Source organism: Tepidimonas charontis (genome assembly GCF_007556685.1).
Taxonomy (GTDB): Bacteria; Pseudomonadota; Gammaproteobacteria; order Burkholderiales; family Burkholderiaceae_C; genus Tepidimonas; species Tepidimonas charontis.
This window is the reverse complement of sequence record NZ_VJON01000049.1, coordinates 1-17,398: the sequence shown is the minus strand read 5'-3', so window position 1 is coordinate 17,398 and position 17,398 is coordinate 1. Positions and strand designations below refer to the sequence as shown.

General features: G+C 65.9%; 17 protein-coding genes and 1 pseudogene. 13 read left to right on the top strand and 5 right to left on the bottom strand.

The genetic code is table 11. From position 1 onward, the window contains the following. The 4 genes and pseudogenes from Tchar_RS11835 to Tchar_RS11820 all read right to left on the bottom strand — a co-directional run. Positions 1–169: pseudogene (locus Tchar_RS11835) on the bottom strand (IS481 family transposase); the annotation flags it as partial. A 337-nt stretch (positions 170–506) separates the two neighbouring features. Beyond that, complete coding sequence (gene acnB / locus Tchar_RS11830) at positions 507–3,101, bottom strand: bifunctional aconitate hydratase 2/2-methylisocitrate dehydratase (RefSeq protein ID WP_144329218.1); 2,595 nt, start codon at positions 3,099–3,101, stop codon at positions 507–509. Between the two features lie 63 nt (positions 3,102–3,164). After that, positions 3,165–4,169: an HpcH/HpaI aldolase/citrate lyase family protein gene (locus Tchar_RS11825; RefSeq protein WP_144329217.1), complete on the bottom strand. Its 1,005-nt coding sequence runs from the start codon at positions 4,167–4,169 to the stop codon at positions 3,165–3,167. Between the two features lie 13 nt (positions 4,170–4,182). Continuing rightward, complete coding sequence (locus Tchar_RS11820) at positions 4,183–5,169, bottom strand: malate dehydrogenase (RefSeq protein WP_144329216.1); 987 nt, start codon at positions 5,167–5,169, stop codon at positions 4,183–4,185. Positions 5,170–5,279: 110 nt separating this feature from the next. On the opposite strand from Tchar_RS11820, the gene Tchar_RS11815 reads away from it, so the two are divergent. The 11 genes from Tchar_RS11815 (at position 5,280) to leuB (ending at position 14,780) form a co-directional block, all read left to right on the top strand. Continuing rightward, positions 5,280–6,089, top strand: coding sequence for a GntR family transcriptional regulator (locus tag Tchar_RS11815; protein WP_144329215.1), 810 nt, complete (start codon positions 5,280–5,282; stop codon positions 6,087–6,089). Between the two features lie 164 nt (positions 6,090–6,253). Continuing rightward, positions 6,254–6,685, top strand: a complete 432-nt coding sequence (sdhC, locus tag Tchar_RS11810; protein WP_144329214.1) for a succinate dehydrogenase, cytochrome b556 subunit — start codon at positions 6,254–6,256, stop codon at positions 6,683–6,685. A 23-nt stretch (positions 6,686–6,708) separates the two neighbouring features. Next, positions 6,709–7,074: a succinate dehydrogenase, hydrophobic membrane anchor protein gene (sdhD, locus tag Tchar_RS11805; RefSeq protein WP_144329213.1), complete on the top strand. Its 366-nt coding sequence runs from the start codon at positions 6,709–6,711 to the stop codon at positions 7,072–7,074. 3 nt (positions 7,075–7,077) lie between these two features. Next, positions 7,078–8,883 carry a succinate dehydrogenase flavoprotein subunit gene (sdhA, locus tag Tchar_RS11800; RefSeq protein WP_144329212.1) on the top strand — a complete coding sequence of 602 codons (1,806 nt, stop codon included), beginning with the start codon at positions 7,078–7,080 and terminating at the stop codon, positions 8,881–8,883. A 26-nt stretch (positions 8,884–8,909) separates the two neighbouring features. Then, positions 8,910–9,611, top strand: a complete 702-nt coding sequence (locus Tchar_RS11795; protein WP_144329211.1) for a succinate dehydrogenase iron-sulfur subunit — start codon at positions 8,910–8,912, stop codon at positions 9,609–9,611. Between the two features lie 22 nt (positions 9,612–9,633). Next, positions 9,634–9,954, top strand: coding sequence for an FAD assembly factor SdhE (locus tag Tchar_RS11790; protein ID WP_144329210.1), 321 nt, complete (start codon positions 9,634–9,636; stop codon positions 9,952–9,954). Next, positions 9,951–11,261 carry a citrate synthase gene (gltA, locus tag Tchar_RS11785; RefSeq protein ID WP_144329209.1) on the top strand — a complete coding sequence of 437 codons (1,311 nt, stop codon included), beginning with the start codon at positions 9,951–9,953 and terminating at the stop codon, positions 11,259–11,261. The genes Tchar_RS11790 and gltA overlap by 4 nt, the downstream gene beginning before the upstream one ends. Positions 11,262–11,378: 117 nt before the next feature. Further along, a complete protein-coding gene (gene leuC / locus Tchar_RS11780; RefSeq protein WP_144329208.1) occupies positions 11,379–12,800 on the top strand; it encodes a 3-isopropylmalate dehydratase large subunit in 1,422 nt (473 codons plus the stop codon). Between the two features lie 33 nt (positions 12,801–12,833). After that, positions 12,834–12,962: an entericidin A/B family lipoprotein gene (locus Tchar_RS11775; protein ID WP_144329207.1), complete on the top strand. Its 129-nt coding sequence runs from the start codon at positions 12,834–12,836 to the stop codon at positions 12,960–12,962. A 5-nt stretch (positions 12,963–12,967) separates the two neighbouring features. Then, positions 12,968–13,618: a 3-isopropylmalate dehydratase small subunit gene (gene leuD, locus Tchar_RS11770; RefSeq protein WP_144329206.1), complete on the top strand. Its 651-nt coding sequence runs from the start codon at positions 12,968–12,970 to the stop codon at positions 13,616–13,618. A gap of 76 nt (positions 13,619–13,694) precedes the next feature. Further along, on the top strand, positions 13,695–14,780 hold the full coding sequence (gene leuB / locus Tchar_RS11765; protein ID WP_144329205.1) for a 3-isopropylmalate dehydrogenase: 1,086 nt from the start codon (positions 13,695–13,697) through the stop codon (positions 14,778–14,780). Here leuB and cutA read toward each other — a convergent pair. Next, entirely contained in the window at positions 14,777–15,280 is a 504-nt protein-coding gene (gene cutA, locus Tchar_RS11760; protein WP_236640449.1) for a divalent-cation tolerance protein CutA, read from the bottom strand. The two genes, leuB and cutA, sit on opposite strands and share 4 nt — an antisense overlap. A gap of 267 nt (positions 15,281–15,547) precedes the next feature. On the opposite strand from cutA, the gene asd reads away from it, so the two are divergent. Further along, positions 15,548–16,666, top strand: coding sequence for an aspartate-semialdehyde dehydrogenase (gene asd / locus Tchar_RS11755; protein WP_144329204.1), 1,119 nt, complete (start codon positions 15,548–15,550; stop codon positions 16,664–16,666). Between the two features lie 188 nt (positions 16,667–16,854). Next, complete coding sequence (locus Tchar_RS11750) at positions 16,855–17,367, top strand: type IV pilus assembly protein FimV (RefSeq protein ID WP_144329203.1); 513 nt, start codon at positions 16,855–16,857, stop codon at positions 17,365–17,367. Positions 17,368–17,398 lie beyond the last annotated feature (31 nt).

The window sequence follows — 17,398 nt, the reverse complement described above, 5'->3', positions numbered from 1 at the left end:
AGGGGTATGGGAGGCGTCATGAACCGATGCACGCTTCTTCCAGCGGGCTGGTGGTGCAGACACTCACGCCAAAGCGCTGGGCCAGAACCCTCATGGGCTCCTTGCTGACCTGGATCTCGGCGCGGATCCTGGGTGTCGTGGTGGCGTTCTTGTGCAGCCTCAGATGCATCGTTTCAGCTCCAGCATGACCTCTCGGGCCAAGAGTAAACCACGGCGTCGTCCAGTCAACGAATCATCCGAGACACGACAGTTTAGGCATTTTTTACCGCTCTCCATTGGCGATGGGTCTGATCGTGTTGGCGGTGGTCGGTTTCATCCTACCGCTGATACTATCCAGGTTCATGCGCCGTCAGCCGCAACGGACGGTTTCTTCTGCGGACGTGGGGAAGTGCTGACGGCCGCAGGCCCATGTTTGCCAGCACAAAAAACCCGCTCTCAAAAGCGGGCTCTTTTTACGACGGGTGACCCGGCCTTGGTGCACCGGGCTCACCGTTTCGTCACCACTCTCAAACGGTCACCGCCTGGGCCGTCTGCGCGTACTCTTCGATTTGGTCGAAGTTCATGTAGCGGTAGACCTCGGCCGCCTGTTGGTTGACGATGCCCATCTCGCGGTGGTACTCCTCCACCGTGGGCAGACGCCCCAGGCGCGAGGCGATCGCCGCCAGCTCCGCCGAGGCCAGAAACACATTGGTATTTTTGCCCAAGCGGTTGGGGAAGTTGCGCGTGCTGGTGGACACCACCGTGGCGCCTTCGCGCACTTGCGCCTGGTTGCCCATGCACAGGCTGCAGCCGGGCATTTCGGTGCGCGCGCCGGCGGTGCCGAAGGTGGCGTAGTAGCCTTCCTTGATGAGCTCGTTTTGATCCATCTTGGTCGGCGGCGCCACCCACAGCCGCACCGGGATGTCGCGCTGACCATGCAGCAGCTTGGCCGCAGCGCGGAAGTGCCCGATGTTGGTCATGCACGAACCGATGAAGGCCTCATCGATCGGCGTGCCGGCCACAGCCGACAGCGGGCGCGCATCGTCCGGGTCGTTGGGGCAGCACAGGATCGGCTCCGTGATCTCGTTGAGGTCGATCTCGATGACGGCGGCGTACTCGGCGTCGGGGTCGGCTTCGAGCAGCTGGGGGTTTTCCAGCCATTTCTCCATCGCCTTGATGCGACGCGCCAGCGTGCGCGCGTCCTGGTAGCCGTCGGCGATCATGTTCTTGAGCAGCACGATGTTGCTCTGCAGGTACTCGATGATCGGCGCCTTGTTGAGCTTGATCGTGCAGCCCGCCGCCGAGCGCTCCGCCGAGGCGTCGGACAGCTCGAACGCCTGCTCCACCTTCAGATCGGGCAGGCCCTCGATTTCCAGAATGCGGCCGGAGAAGATATTTTTCTTCCCCTTTTTCTCCACCGTCAGCAGGCCCTGCCGGATGGCGTAGTAGGGTATGGCGTGCACGAGGTCACGCAGCGTGATGCCGGGCTGCATCTGGCCCTTGAAGCGCACCAGCACGCTCTCGGGCATGTCCAGCGGCATGACACCCGTGGCCGCCGCGAACGCCACCAGGCCCGAGCCGGCGGGGAAGCTGATACCGATCGGAAAGCGCGTGTGCGAGTCGCCGCCAGTGCCCACGGTGTCGGGCAGCAGCATGCGGTTGAGCCAGGAGTGGATCACGCCGTCGCCCGGGCGCAGGCTGACGCCACCGCGGCTGCTGATGAAGGCGGGCAGCTCGCGGTGCATCTTCACGTCCACCGGCTTCGGGTAGGCCGCGGTGTGGCAGAACGACTGCATCACCAGGTCGGCCGAAAAGCCCAGGCAAGCCAGGTCCTTGAGCTCGTCGCGCGTCATCGGGCCGGTGGTGTCCTGGCTGCCGACGGTGGTCATCTTCGGCTCGCAGTAGGTGCCGGGGCGGATGCCCTGCCCCTCGGGCAGACCGCAGGCACGGCCCACGATCTTTTGCGCCAGCGTGAAGCCCTTGCCGCTGTCTTGCGGCGCCTTGGGCAGCCGGAACACCGTGGACGGCGGCAAGCCCAGAAACTCGCGCGCCTTGGCGGTCAGCCCCCGGCCGATGATCAGATTGATGCGGCCGCCGGCGCGCACCTCGTCGAGCAGCACCTCGCTCTTGAGGGCGAAGGTGGCGATGACCTGGCCGTTCTTCTCGATCTTGCCTTCGTAGGGGTAGATGTCGATGACGTCGCCGAATTCGATTTGGCTGACGTCGACTTCGATCGGCAGCGCGCCCGAGTCTTCTTGTGTGTTGAAGAAGATCGGTGCGATCTTGCCGCCCAGCGTCACGCCGCCGAAACGCTTGTTGGGCACGTAAGGGATGTCGTGTCCGGTCCACCAAATCACGCTGTTGGTGGCCGACTTGCGGCTGGAGCCGGTGCCGACCACGTCGCCCACGTAGGCCACCAGATGGCCTTTTTCCTTGAGCTTTTGCAGCACGCTGATCGGGCCGCGCTTGCCGTCCTCATCCGGCTCGAACGGTGCGTCGGGCCGCTTGTTTTTCAGCATCGCCAGCGCGTGCAGTGGAATGTCGGGGCGGCTCCAGGCATCCGGCGCCGGCGACAGATCGTCGGTGTTGGTCTCGCCGGGCACCTTGAAGGCGGTGACGGTGATCTTGTGCGGCACCTCGGGGCGCGACAAAAACCACTCGGCGTCGGCCCAGCTCTGCATCACCGCGCGGGCGTGGGCGTTGCCGGCCTGCGCTTTCTCCGCCACGTCGTGGAAGGCGTCGAACATCAGCAGGGTTTTCTTCAGCCCCTCGGCCGCGATGGGGGCGACCTCGGCATCGTCCAGCAGATCGATCAAGGGCTTGACGTTGTAGCCACCCACCATCGTACCCAGCCACTCGGTGGCGCGGGCCTTGCTGATCAGGGCAACGGTGATGTCACCATGCGCCACCGCCGCCAAAAACGACGCCTTGACCTTGGCTGCGTCGTCCACACCCGGCGGCACGCGCTGGGTCAACAGCTCCAACAGGAAGGCAGGGTCTTCACCCGCCGGCGGGTTTTTGATGAGCTCGATGAGCTCGGCGGTTTGCTGCGCCGACAGCGGCAGCGGCGGGATGCCCAGCGCAGCGCGCTCGGCGACGTGTTGGCGGTAGGCTTGCAACATGGTGGGGGCTCCTGGTTGGAGAAAAAACCGTGGTCCGATGACGTGAAAAACAGCGATGACGATTCAGGTAAACAGGGGCTGCAGCGACGCCGGCAGCGGCTGCGCAGTGGCGTGCGCGCGCTCCAGCACCTGCCAGAAGTAGCGGTAAGAGGCGCGATCGTGCAACTGCCCGCCGTGCGCGATCGGCGCCCAATCGGCGGCCAGCGCGCGCTCGATGATCTCGGCAGCGCTCTCGACCTCGGCGGCGCTGGGCGCCATGGCCTGCACGATCGGTTCGATCTGGTCGGGGTGGATACTCCACATGCGGGTGTAGCCGAACTCGTGCGCGGCGCGCTGCGCGGCCCGCCGGACCGCGTCCCGATCGCGAAACTCGGTGACCACGCAGTGCGAGGGCACCTTGCCGTGGGCGTGGGCGGCGCTGGCGATCTCCAGCTTGGCGCGGCGCACCAGCGGGTGCTCGAACTGGCCCTGCAACGTCATGGCCGTGACCGGAATCGCGCCGCCGTGGGCAGAGACGAAATCCATCAGCCCGAAGCTGAGCGACTGCACGCGCGCGTGGGCGGCGATGTCGAAGGCGCGGTGCACGGCAGCGGGCAACTCGATGAGCACGTGCAGCGGCAACTGGGGGGCTCCGGCGGCATCCAGGGCAGCGGCGGCGCGCTCGACGTCGGCCAGCGCTTCGACCTTGGGCAGCATCACGTGCGTCAGGCGCGCGCCCACGGAGCCGACGATGGTGGCCACATCGCCTTCGAACGCCGGGTGATCGACCGGATGCACCCGCACCGCCACCCGTGGTGGCACCGCGGCCGACCAGTCCAGCTCCTGCACCAGCGCCGCGACCAGCGCCGCATGCGCGGCTTCCGCACCCACGGGGGCGCCGTCTTCACAGTCGAGGGTGACGTCGAACACACAGGTGCCGCAGCGCGCCGCCCATTCGGCTTGCAGCGCCAGGCTCTTGCGCATCCGCGCCTCGACCCCGGCGTAATGGTCGCACACCGGCAGACGCGCCACGGCCGCCTGCGCTCCGAGCAAGACCTCACGCGGGTGACGGGGCGCGGCGGCGCGCATCGCAACCCGTCCCTCAGAGCAGGTGCGCCACGCCTTGGCGCTCCTCTTCCAGCTCGGCCAGCGTCTTGTCCAGACACTGCTGGCTGAACGCGTCGATCGGCAACCCTTCGACCACCGTGTACTCGCCGTTGGCGCAGGTCACGGGAAAGCCGAAGACGACCTCCTTCGGAATGCCGTACCAGCCCTGCGAGGGCACGCCCATCGTCACCCACTTGCCGTTGGTGCCCAGCACCCAATCGCGGATGTGGTCGATGGCGGCGTTGGCTGCCGACGCGGCCGAAGACAGACCGCGCGCCTCGATGATGGCGGCGCCGCGCTTGCCCACCGTCGGCAGGAAGACGTTGCGGTTCCAGTCCTCATCGTTGATCATGTCTTTGACCGACTGCCCATCGATGGTGGCGAAGCGGTAGTCGGCGTACATGGTGGGCGAGTGGTTACCCCACACGCACAGCTTTTCGATGCGCGAGACGGGCTTGCCGGTTTTGGCCGCGATTTGTGACAGCGCACGGTTGTGGTCCAGGCGCAGCATGGCGGTGAAATTTTTGGCCGGCAGGTCCGGCGCCGACTTCATGGCGATGTAGGCATTGGTGTTGGCCGGATTGCCCACCACCAGCACCTTGACGTCGCGGTTGGCCACCTCGTTGAGGGCTCGACCCTGGGCGGTGAAGATCTGCGCATTGGCCGACAACAAGTCCTTGCGCTCCATGCCCGGGCCGCGCGGACGCGCACCCACCAGCAGCGCGACGTCGGCATCCTTGAACGCGCCCTTGGGATCGCTGTGCGCCTGCATGTCCGCCAGCAGCGGGAAAGCGCAGTCCTCCAGCTCCATCATCACGCCTTTGAGGGCTTTTTGCGCCTTCTCGTCGGCAATTTCCAGCAGTTGGAGAATGACGGGCTGGTCCTTGCCGAGCATTTCGCCGGAGGCGATGCGAAACAGCAGGGCATAGCCGATCTGGCCGGCGGCACCGGTGACGGCCACGCGAACGGGCTTCTTGCTCATGGATGAACTCCGTGCAGAGGGTGGGTCAAGTGAGAACGCCCGCGAGTGTACCCTGGTAAACCCTAGGCGTCAATTTGTCTTATGTCTTATATAAGATATCATAGCGCCCCATGAAACCCGACGGCTCCAGCCCCTCCGTTCGCGCCTCGCCCGCTGTCGCCGGCGCTGAGGGCACGCCCGTCGCGTCCGCCCCCACCCCGGCTTTCAGCCCGCTGTACCAGCAAATCAAGACGTTGATCTTGCACAGCCTGCAAGCCGGCGAATGGAAGCCGGGCGACCTGATTCCCAGCGAAGTCGAGTTGGCGGCGCGCTATCGTGTCAGCCAAGGGACGGTGCGCAAGGCCATCGATGAGTTGGCTGCCGACAACCTTCTGGTGCGGCGGCAGGGCAAGGGCACCTTCGTTGCCACACACGCAGAGCAGCACATCCAGTACCGCTTTTTGCGCCTGCACCCGGATGAGGGAACGCTCGACAGTGAAGGGCCAGCGCAGCGCACCATTTTGGGCTGCCGGCGCTTGCGCGCCAGTGCCGAGGTCGCCGCTGCGCTGCGGCTGCGCGCCGGCGACCCGGTGGTGCAGGTCAGCCGCGTGCTGGCGTTTCACGACATCCCCACCATCTTGGAGGACCTGTGGCTGCCGGGACACGCCTTTCGCGGCTTGACGCCCGAGACGCTGTCGGCCCACCCCGGCCCGATGTATGCCTTGTTCGAGACGCAGTTTGGCGTGCGCATGGTGCGCGCCGAAGAGCGCCTGAAAGCCGTGGCCGCAACGGCGCAAGCCGCCGAGCGACTCCAGGTACCTCCCGGCACCCCGTTGCTCAGCGTCGAGCGTCTGGCCTACACCTACAACGGGGTGCCGATGGAACTGCGGCGCGGCTTGTATCGCACCGATCGCCACCACTACCGCAACGAACTGAGCTGACACCGACAGGACGGGCAAAAATGGTGCGTTGCAATAGAATGCGACAGTTCTGCGTCAGTTCGGCGGGGGAATATGTCCACCCGTGTAGCCCGCCGCCCGTTTTCTTACCGCACCCCCGCCGTGCGGCCGCCCACGACGCCGTCTGAGAACCCAGGAGAGCCACCATGTCGACCTCGCGTAGCGCGCGCCCCGAGTTTCGCAACATCAACGCCTTCAAAGACCTCACCACCTACCGCTTACCGGTGGCGGGCTGGGTGTCGATTCTGCACCGCGTCAGCGGCGGCCTGATGTTCCTGCTGCTGCCCTTCGTGGTGTGGATGATGGACGCTTCGCTCTCATCCGAAATCGCATATGGTGCCTTCGTCGGGACCTTCGAGGCCGGGGTCGGCTTCGTGCCCGGCTGGTTCCTCAAACTGGTGGCCTTGGCACTGATCTGGGCCTATCTGCACCATTTCTGCGCCGGTGTGCGTCACCTCATCATGGACGCCACGCACAAGGTGGACAAAGCGTACGGGCGCTCCAGCGCCATCGTCGCACTGGTCGTCAGTTTGGCGCTGACCGCAGTGCTGGGTGCCAAATTGTTTGGCTTGTACTGATTTTTCCGCACGGAGTAACCCCCATGGCTGTCAACTACGGCTCTAAGCGCGTCGTCACCGGCGCCCACTATGGCCTGCGCGACTGGCTCGTGCAGCGCGTCACCGCCGTCCTCATGGCGTTGTTCACCGTCGTCTTGCTGGCCCAGGTACTGCTGAGCAGCGGCCCGCTGGGCTACGAAGGATGGGCCGGTATCTTTGCCGCGCCGTGGATGAAGTTCCTGACGTTCGCTGTCGTCATTGCGCTGGCGTGGCACGCATGGGTCGGCGTGCGTGACATCTGGATGGACTACATCAAGCCCGTTGGTCTGCGCCTAGCGCTGCACGTATTCACACTCGTCTGGCTGGTCGGTTGCACGGGCTGGGCGTTTCAAGTGCTCTGGAGGCTGTAAGCCATGACTCTTTCGACCCAACTTCCCCGTCGCCGCTTCGACGTCGTGATCGTCGGCGCTGGCGGCTCCGGCATGCGCGCCTCGCTGCAGCTGGCGCGCGCCGGGCTCAACGTCGCCGTCCTGACCAAGGTGTTCCCGACGCGCTCGCACACGGTGGCCGCGCAGGGCGGCATCGGCGCGGCGCTGGGCAACATGTCCGAGGACAACTGGCACTACCACTTCTACGACACCGTCAAGGGGTCGGACTGGCTGGGTGACCAGGACGCCATCGAATTCATGTGCCGCGAAGCGCCGAAAGTGGTGTACGAGCTGGAGCACATGGGCATGCCGTTCGACCGCAACCCCGACGGCACGATCTACCAGCGCCCGTTTGGCGGCCACACGGCCAACTACGGCGAAAAGCCGGTACAGCGCGCCTGCGCCGCGGCCGACCGCACCGGCCACGCGATGCTGCACACGCTCTACCAGCAAAACGTCGCCGCGCGCACCACCTTTTTCGTCGAGTGGATGGCGTTGGACTTGATCCGCGACGCCGACGGCGACGTGGTGGGGGTGACGGCGCTGGAGATGGAGACGGGCGACGTCTACATCCTGGAGGCCAAGGCCACGCTGCTGGCCACGGGAGGTGCCGGCCGCATCTACGCCGCCAGCACCAACGCCTACATCAACACCGGCGATGGCCTGGGCATGGCGGCGCGCGCCGGCATTCCACTGCAGGACATGGAGTTCTGGCAATTCCACCCCACCGGGGTGGCCGGCGCTGGCGTGCTGCTCACCGAAGGCTGCCGCGGTGAAGGCGCCATCCTGCTCAACAGCAACGGCGAGCGCTTCATGGAGCGCTACGCGCCGACGTTGAAAGACCTGGCGCCGCGCGACTTCGTCTCGCGCTGCATGGACCAGGAAATCAAGGAAGGGCGCGGCTGCGGTCCGAACAAGGACTACATCCTGCTCAAGCTCGACCACCTGGGGCCGGAAACCATCCACAAGCGCCTGCCCTCGGTGTACGAAATCGGCGTCAACTTCGCCAACGTGGACATCACCAAGGAGCCGATTCCGGTGGTGCCGACCATTCATTACCAGATGGGTGGCATTCCCACCAACATCAACGGCCAAGTGGTGGTGCCGGATGGCCAGGGCGGGCAGAAGGTGGTCAACGGGCTGTACGCCGTGGGCGAGTGCTCCTGCGTGTCGGTGCATGGTGCCAACCGGCTGGGCACCAACTCGCTGCTGGACCTGCTGGTGTTCGGCCGCGCCGCGGGCAACCACATCGTGGCCAACCTGGACCGTGGGCGCGAACACAAGCCGCTGCCCAAGGACGCCGCCGATCGGACGCTGGAGCGCCTCAGCCGCCTGGAGTCGCGCACGCAGGGCGAGTACGCCCAGGCGGTGGCCAACGACATCCGCGCCACCATGCAGCAGCACGCCGGCGTCTTCCGCACCCAGGCCAGCATGGACGAAGGGGTACGCAAGATCAACGCCATCCGCGAGCGGGTCGGTGCCATCGCGCTCAAGGACAAGTCCAAGGTGTTCAACACCGCGCGCATCGAGGCGCTCGAAGTCGAAAACCTGATCGAGGTGGCGCAAGCGACGATGACCTCGGCGGCGGCCCGCAAGGAATGCCGCGGCGCCCACACTGTCAAAGACTACGAGCGCCCGGCCGATGACCCCGAATGCCCGCTGGGCCGCAACGACAAGGAGTGGATGAAGCACACCTTGTGGTTCAGCGAGGGCAACCGGCTGGAGTACAAGCCGGTCAACCTCAAGCCGCTGACGGTGGAGTCGATTCCGCCCAAGGTCCGCACGTTCTGACGTCCCTCAAGCCGGAGGTTACCGCCATGGCCAAACGCACCTTCAAGATCTATCGCTACGACCCGGACAAGGACGCCAAGCCTTACATGCAGACGCTGGAGGTGGAGCTGACCACCGAGCGTATGCTGCTCGACGCCCTGATCAAGCTCAAGGAGCTGGACCCCAGCTTGAGTTTTCGTCGCTCCTGCCGCGAAGGCGTCTGCGGCTCGGACGCGATGAACATCAACGGCAAGAACGGGCTGGCCTGCCTGACCAACCTGCGCACGCTGCCCGAGACCATCGTGCTCAAGCCACTGCCGGGGCTGCCCGTGGTGCGCGACCTGATCGTCGACATGACACTGTTCTTCAAGCAGTACCACTCGATCAAGCCGTACCTGATCAACGACACCCCGCCGCCCGAAAAAGAGCGCCTGCAGTCGCCTGAGGAACGCGAGGAGCTCAACGGCCTGTACGAGTGCATCTTGTGCGCCAGCTGCTCGACCAGCTGCCCGAGCTTCTGGTGGAACCCGGACAAGTTCGTCGGCCCGGCCGGCCTGCTGCAGGCCTATCGCTTCATCGCCGACAGCCGCGACCAGGCCACCAGCGAACGCTTGGACAACCTAGAAGATCCGTACCGGCTGTTCCGCTGCCACACCATCATGAACTGTGTGGACGTCTGCCCGAAGAGCCTCAACCCCACCAAGGCCATCGGCAAGATCAAGGAACTGATGGTGCGGCGCGCCGTGTAAGGCGCACCTGAACCGACGCCCCATGGACGACGCGCAGCCCCTCGACGAACGTGAGCTCGGCCGTCTGCGCTGGCGCTGCCGGCGCGGCCTGCTCGAAAACGACCTGTTCATCGAGCGGTTTTTCACCCGCCACGGGGCGGCGCTGACGCGGCGGCAAGCGCATGCGCTGCTGGCTCTGATGGACCTCAGCGACAACGATCTGCTGGATCTGTTGCTGCGTCGCCGCGAGCCCGAAGGCGACTTGGCCACGCCCGACGTGATCGAGGTGCTGGCGCTGCTGCGCACGCCCGCGGGCCCTCACCTATCCCCCTCACCCACCGCCACGCATCAGGAACCCACATGAAACTGCAAGAACACAAAGCCACATTGTCGTTCTCCAACGGCGCGCCCAGCGTCGAGCTGCCGATCTACTCGGGCACCGTGGGGCCGGACGTCATCGACATCCGCAAGCTCTACGCGCAAACCGGCATGTTTACCTACGACCCGGGGTTCCTGTCCACGGCGTCGTGCCAGTCGTCCATCACCTACATCGACGGCGACAAGGGCGAGCTGCTGTACCGTGGCTACCCGATCGAGCAGCTGGCCACCCAGTGCGACTACCTGGAGACCTGCTACCTGCTGCTCTATGGTGAGCTGCCCAACGCGGCGCAAAAGGCCAACTTCACCGAGCGCGTCACCAAGCACACCATGGTGCACGAGCAGATGCAGTTCTTCCTGCGCGGCTTCCGGCGCGACGCGCACCCGATGGCGGTGCTGACCGGCCTGGTGGGCGCGATGTCGGCCTTCTATCACGACAGCACCGACATCAACAACCCCGAGCATCGCGAAATCGCCGCCATCCGCCTGATCGCCAAGATGCCGACGCTGGTGGCGATGGCTTACAAGTACGGCATCGGTCAACCCTACATCTACCCGCGCAACGACCTGAGCTACGCCGGCAACTTCCTGCGCATGATGTTTGCTACGCCGTGCGAGGAATATCACGTCAACCCGGTGCTGGAGCGGGCGATGGACCGCATCTTCACGCTGCACGCCGACCACGAGCAAAACGCCTCCACCTCCACCGTGCGTTTGTGCGGCAGCTCGGGCACCAATCCATTTGCGGCCATCGCCGCCGGGGTGGCCTGCCTCTGGGGTCCGGCACACGGCGGCGCCAACGAGGCCTGCCTGAACATGCTCGAAGAAATCCAGGCCATGGGCGGTGTGGCCAAGATCGGCGAATTCATCGCCAAGGTCAAAGACAAGTCCTCCGGCGTGCGACTGATGGGCTTCGGGCACCGCGTCTACAAAAACTACGACCCGCGCGCCAAGCTGATGCAGGAAACCTGCAACGAGGTGCTGAGTGAGCTGGGTCTGGAAAACGACCCGCTGTTCGCGCTGGCCAAGAAGCTGGAGCAAATCGCGCTGGAAGACGACTATTTCGTACAGCGCAAGCTCTACCCCAACGTGGACTTCTACTCGGGCATCGTGCAGCGCGCCATCGGGATTCCGGTGAGCCTGTTTACCGGCATCTTCGCACTGGCGCGCACCGTGGGCTGGATCGCCCAGCTCAACGAGATGTTGGCCGACCCCGAATACAAGATCGGTCGCCCGCGCCAGCTCTACATCGGCGCGGCGCGCCGCGACGTGCTGCCGATCGCGCAGCGCTGAGGCGCCCACCCACCAGCAACGGACCGCCCACCCTGGGGCGGCCGTTGGTCGCGCTGGCCCGCCGTGGCGTGCCAGCGCCTACAATCGAAGGCCGTTTGCGCCGCTATCGAACCCACCATGGGACGCACGCTCTACGACAAAATCTGGGACGAACACGTCGTCCACACCGAGGAGGATGGCACTGCCATCCTCTACATCGATCGCCATCTGGTGCATGAGGTCACCAGTCCGCAGGCCTTCGAAGGGCTGCGTGTGGCCGGCCGCAAGCCGTGGCGGGTGTCGTCGATCGTCGCCACCGCCGACCACAACACCCCTACCACAGGCTGGGAGCAGGGCTACGACGGTATCGCCGATCCGATCAGCAAAGAGCAGATCGTCACGCTCGACGCCAACATTCGTGCCTTCGGTGCCGCCGCGTATTTTCCGTTTCTGAGCCAGCGGCAAGGTATCGTGCACGTCATCGGCCCGGAAAACGGCGCCACCCTGCCCGGCATGACCATCGTCTGTGGCGACAGCCACACCAGCACCCACGGCGCCTTCGGGGCGCTGGCGCACGGCATCGGCACCAGCGAAGTCGAACACGTGCTGGCCACGCAAACGCTGCTGGCCAAAAAGGCGAAGAACATGCTCGTGCGCGTCGAGGGCACGCTGCCGCGCGGCTGCTCGGCCAAGGATATCGTCTTGGCCATCATCGGCCGCATCGGCACCGCCGGTGGCACCGGCTACACCATCGAGTTCGCCGGCAGCGCCATCCGCGCGCTGTCGATGGAAGGGCGCATGACGGTGTGCAACATGGCCATCGAGGCTGGCGCGCGCGCGGGCCTGGTCGCCGTCGATGACAAAACCATCGAGTATCTGCGCGGACGGCCGATGGCGCCCAGCGGCATCGAGTGGGAGCAAGCGGTGGCTTACTGGCGCACGCTGCACTCCGACCCCGATGCACACTGGGACGCGGTGGTCGAACTCGACGCCAGCCAAATCCTGCCGCAGGTCACCTGGGGCACGTCGCCCGAAATGGTGCTGCCGGTGACCGAGCGCGTGCCCGACCCGGACAAGGAAAAGGATCCCGTCAAGCGCAGTGCCATGGAGCGGGCGCTGCACTACATGGGCTTGCAGCCCGGCAAGCCGATCACCGACATCGCCATCGACAAGGTCTTCATCGGCTCGTGCACCAACAGCCGTATCGAAGACCTGCGCGAGGCCGCCGCCGTGGTGCGCCGGCTGGGGCAAAAAGTGGCACGCAACGTCAAGCTCGCCATGGTGGTGCCGGGCTCGGGCCTGGTCAAGGAGCAGGCTGAGCGCGAAGGGCTGCACGAAATCTTCCGTGCCGCGGGCTTCGAATGGCGTCAGCCGGGCTGCTCGATGTGCCTGGCGATGAATGCCGACCGGCTCGAACCGGGCGAGCGTTGTGCCTCGACCAGCAACCGCAACTTCGAGGGGCGCCAAGGCGCCGGCGGTCGCACGCACCTGGTCAGCCCGGCGATGGCGGCCGCCGCCGCCATCCATGGGCATTTCGTCGATGTGCGGGCCTTTGCGTGACGGCCCGTTTTCGTCTGCGGAGGAATGACGCCAATGATCCGACTCGTCAGTGTACTTGTGCTGGGGCTGGGCGTGACGCTGGCCGGCTGCAACACCGTCGCCGGCCTCGGCAAAGATATTCAAAAGGGCGGCCAAGTCCTGCAAGACGCCGCCAAGAAATGACCGCCATGCAGCGCTTCACCGTCCACAAAGGGTTGGTCGTCCCCATCGACCGCGAAAACGTCGACACCGACGCCATCATCCCGAAGCAATTTCTGAAGTCGATCCACAAGACGGGCTTTGGGCCGCATCTGTTCGATGAGTGGCGCTACCTCGATCCGGGCTGGCCCGGCAAGGATCCGGCCACGCGCCAACCCAACCCCGACTTCGTGCTCAACCAAGTCCGTTACCAGGGGGCGAGCATCTTGCTGGCGCGAAAAAATTTCGGCTGTGGTTCCAGCCGAGAACACGCGCCCTGGGCGATCGCGCAGTACGGCTTTCGCGCCCTGATCGCGCCCAGCTTCGCCGATATCTTTTTCAACAACTGCTTCAAAAATGGGCTGCTGCCGATCGTTCTGCCCGAGGCAACGGTCGATCGGCTGTTCCATGAAGTACAGGCCTTTTCCGGCTACGAACTGACGATCGACCTGGAACGCCAGCGCATCGTCGAGCCCGACGGTGCCGAAATCGCCTTCGAGGTCGATCCGTTTCGGCGCTACTGCCTGCTCAATGGCCTGGACGATATCGGCCTGACGCTGCGCCACGCGGACAAGATCCGCGCTTTCGAAGCCGAACGGCTGGCCCGCTACCCGTGGCTGGCGCGCACCTTTGCCGGTTGACGCCACCCCTGGCACCAGCACTGCTGGTTCGCCGGCTTGTGCACTCTGCCCCTTTGCCCCTTACCCCGTTTGTCCCATGAAGATTGCCATTCTGCCCGGTGACGGTATCGGCCCCGAAATCATGGCCGAGGCCGTCAAGGTGCTCAACGCGCTCGAACTGCCACTGGAGCTGGCCAGTGCCCCGGTCGGCGGGGCGGCTTATGCCGCCAGCGGCCATCCGCTGCCCGAAGCGACCTTGGCGTTGGCGCGCGAGGCGGACGCCGTGCTGTTCGGCGCCGTGGGCGATTGGAAATACGACCAACTGCCGCGCCACCTGCGCCCCGAGCAGGCCATTTTGGGGCTACGGCAGGCCCTTGGCCTGTTTGCCAACCTGCGCCCGGCCATCTGTCATGCGCCGCTGACGCACGCCTCCAGCCTCAAGCCGGAATTGGTGGCTGGTTTGGACATTCTGATCGTACGCGAGCTCACCGGCGACATCTACTTCGGCCAACCGCGTGGCCGCCGCCCGGCGCCGGATGGCGCCTTTGCCGGCGCCGACGAAGGCTTCGACACCATGCGCTACAGCCGCCCGGAGGTGGAGCGCATCGCCCGTGTGGCGTTCGAGGCGGCGCGCCGGCGCAACGGTGGGCGCGGCGGCAAAGTCACCAGCGTGGACAAGGCCAACGTGCTGGAGACCTCGCAGCTGTGGCGCGAGGTGGTGACCGAGGTGCACCGCGACTACCCCGATGTGACGCTGGAGCACATGTACGTCGACAACGCCGCGATGCAGCTCGTCAAGGCGCCCAAGAATTTCGATGTGATCGTGACCGGCAATCTGTTTGGCGATATCCTGTCGGACGAAGCGGCGATGCTGACCGGCTCGATCGGCATGCTGCCCTCGGCCAGCTTGAACGAGCGCGGCCAAGGGTTGTTTGAGCCCAGCCACGGCAGTGCGCCCGACATCGCCGGACAAGGTATCGCCAACCCGCTGGCCACGATTTTGTCGGCTGCGATGATGCTGCGCTACTCGCTGCAACGCCCGGACGCCGCCGCCCGCATCGAAGACGCCGTGCGCCAGGTGCTGGCCGAGGGGCTGCGCACACCGGACATTTTCAGCGAGGGTACGCGCCGCGTCGGCACCGCCGAAATGGGCAACGCCGTGGTGCGGGCGCTCAAGCGCTAAGGCTGCACCTGCGCGCCTACCCAGCGCGCATAGTCGGTGCTGGCCTGCGCCGCCAACACTACGATTTGCGGCAGCGTGTACGGATGCTGCGCACGCAGCGCGGCCACGGCCGCCGGCACACGCTCGGCGGTGGTCTTCAGCCACAGCCGGTATTCCGGCTCCTGCTGCAGCGCACCGTCCCAGTGATAGACGCTTTCGATGGCGTCGATCTGGGCACACGCCGCCAAGCGCTGCTCGACCAGGGCGCGGGCCAAGGTCTGCGCCTGTTGGCGCTGGGCCACGGTGGTCAACACGACAACGATGGAGGCTCCGGGCGGGTCGGACGGATTGGGGGGATCGAGGCGCATGGCGATGTCGGTCTGGTTGGAGGCAGATAATGCGGTCGGATCACGCGGTGCGGATGGCCGGCGCGACGCCACGGCCGTGCCGGCCGCCACCCCCGCGCGCCACGCCGGCAATACCTGGGGCTGCACGCGGTCAAGCCAACCATACAGCGCCACGCGATCCTACCGCCGTCGCACGCCACGATGGCGTCAGCTGCCCTTCAGCTCACTGGGCTAAAATGGTAACACGATGTCGATCGCTGCCCTGCTCCGCCCCCGTTGGCACGCCACCACCGTGGCGGCAGCCGCGCGCATCATCGGCAAAACCACGACTCCCATTTCGGACTGACTTCCGTCGGGTTCGTCGTGTGCCCTCTCCGGCCAGACGAGCCGGACAGCAGAAGGGTTTTCACCACCACCTCCTCCTCTGAAAGGGCACACGCAATGAGCACTGTTGGCAATCGGGTCGGCCTGGTGGGCTGGCGCGGCATGGTCGGCTCGGTTCTGATGGACCGGATGGCCGCCGAGGGCGATTTCAACCACATCGAACCCATCTTTTTTTCCACCTCCAACGCCGGCGGCCCCGCACCGGCACAGGCCAAGGCGCACAAGACGCTGCAAAACGCTCACGACATCGCGGCGCTGGCGCAATGCGACATCATCATCACCTGCCAGGGCGGCGACTACACCAAGGACGTCTTCCCGAAGCTGCGCGCGGCGGGCTGGCAGGGTCACTGGATCGACGCCGCCAGTGCGCTGCGCATGGAGCCGGACGCGGTCATCGTGCTCGATCCGGTCAACGAACACGTCATCCGCAAGGCGCTGGCGGCTGGGGGCAAAAACTGGATCGGCGGCAACTGCACCAATTCCATTTTGCTGATGGGCTTAAACGGGCTGTTTCGCGAAAACCTGGTGGAGTGGGTCAGCTCGATGACCTACCAGGCCGCCAGCGGCGCCGGCGCCAACCACATGCGCGAGCTGCTGCAGGGCATGGGGGTGATTCACGCCGCCGTGGCCGATGAGCTGGCCAACCCCGCCTCGGCCATCCTCGACATCGACCGCAAGGTGGCGCAGGCCATTCGCACCGACGTGCCCACCACCTTTTTCGGTGCGCCGCTGGCCGGCAGCCTGATCCCGTGGATCGACGTGCAGCTGCCCAACGGTCAATCGAAAGAAGAGTGGAAGGGGCAGGCCGAGGTCAACAAGATCCTGGGTACCGAGCGCACCATCCCGGTCGATGGCCTGTGCGTGCGCATCGGCGCCATGCGCTGCCACAGCCTGGCGCTGACGCTCAAGCTCACGCAGGACGTGCCGCTGCCAGAAATCGAGACCATCATCCGCAGCGGCAATCCGTGGGTGAAATGGGTGCCCAACGAGCGCGCCATCACCGTGCAGGAACTGACCCCCGCGGCCATCACCGGCACGCTGCAGGTGGGCGTGGGGCGGGTGCGCAAGCTCAATATGGGGCCGCAGTACCTGTCGGCCTTCGTCATCGGCGACCAGCTGCTGTGGGGGGCGGCCGAGCCGCTGCGTCGGATGCTGCGTATCCTGCTCGGGGTATGAGCGAACGGCACAGGCGCCCCAGCGGCTGCTGGGGCCGCTGGGCGCGGGGCGTTGCTCCATCACAACGTCACCGCGCACCGCGCGGCCCTTCTGACCGAGGCGGCGGCGCCCGCCAACTTGTCGGCACCCCACTTTGGTGCTAAGGTGGCGAGCCGCTCGACAACATCTCCGTCCTCTGAGTGAACTCCGTGCCGAAAGCCCCCCGTTCCGAACCCACCGCACCACTGGTCTGTGTCGCCCCGCCCGGCGGTTTGGCGCCATCGCGTGCCCGTTGGCGGCGGGTGGCATGGGCGGTCGTGCTGGCCTCGGGTTGGCTGGCTTCGCAGGCATGGGCGCTGGCGCTGGGACGGGTGGCGGTGCAGTCTCAGCTGGGTGAGCCGCTGCGTGCCGAAATCGACGTCCCCGCCATCACCGAGGCGGAAGCCGCGTCGCTGCAAGTGGGCATCGCCCCGCCCGAGCGTTTTCGCGCTGCCAGCCTGGAGTTCAACCCGCTGCTGCAGGAGGTGACGCTGGAGCTACAGCGGCGTGCAGACGGGCGCACGATCATCGTACTGCGCAGCCAGCGACCGGTCAGCGAGCCCTTTCTCGATTTGGTGGTGCAGGCACGCTGGGCCGGCGGTGAACTGTTGCGCGGCTACACGCTCCTATTCGATCCCCCCCACCTGCCCACCCCCGCACCGGTGGCTCGGTCGGCGCGCTGACGACCGGGGCCACCGGTGCGGGGGTGGGCAG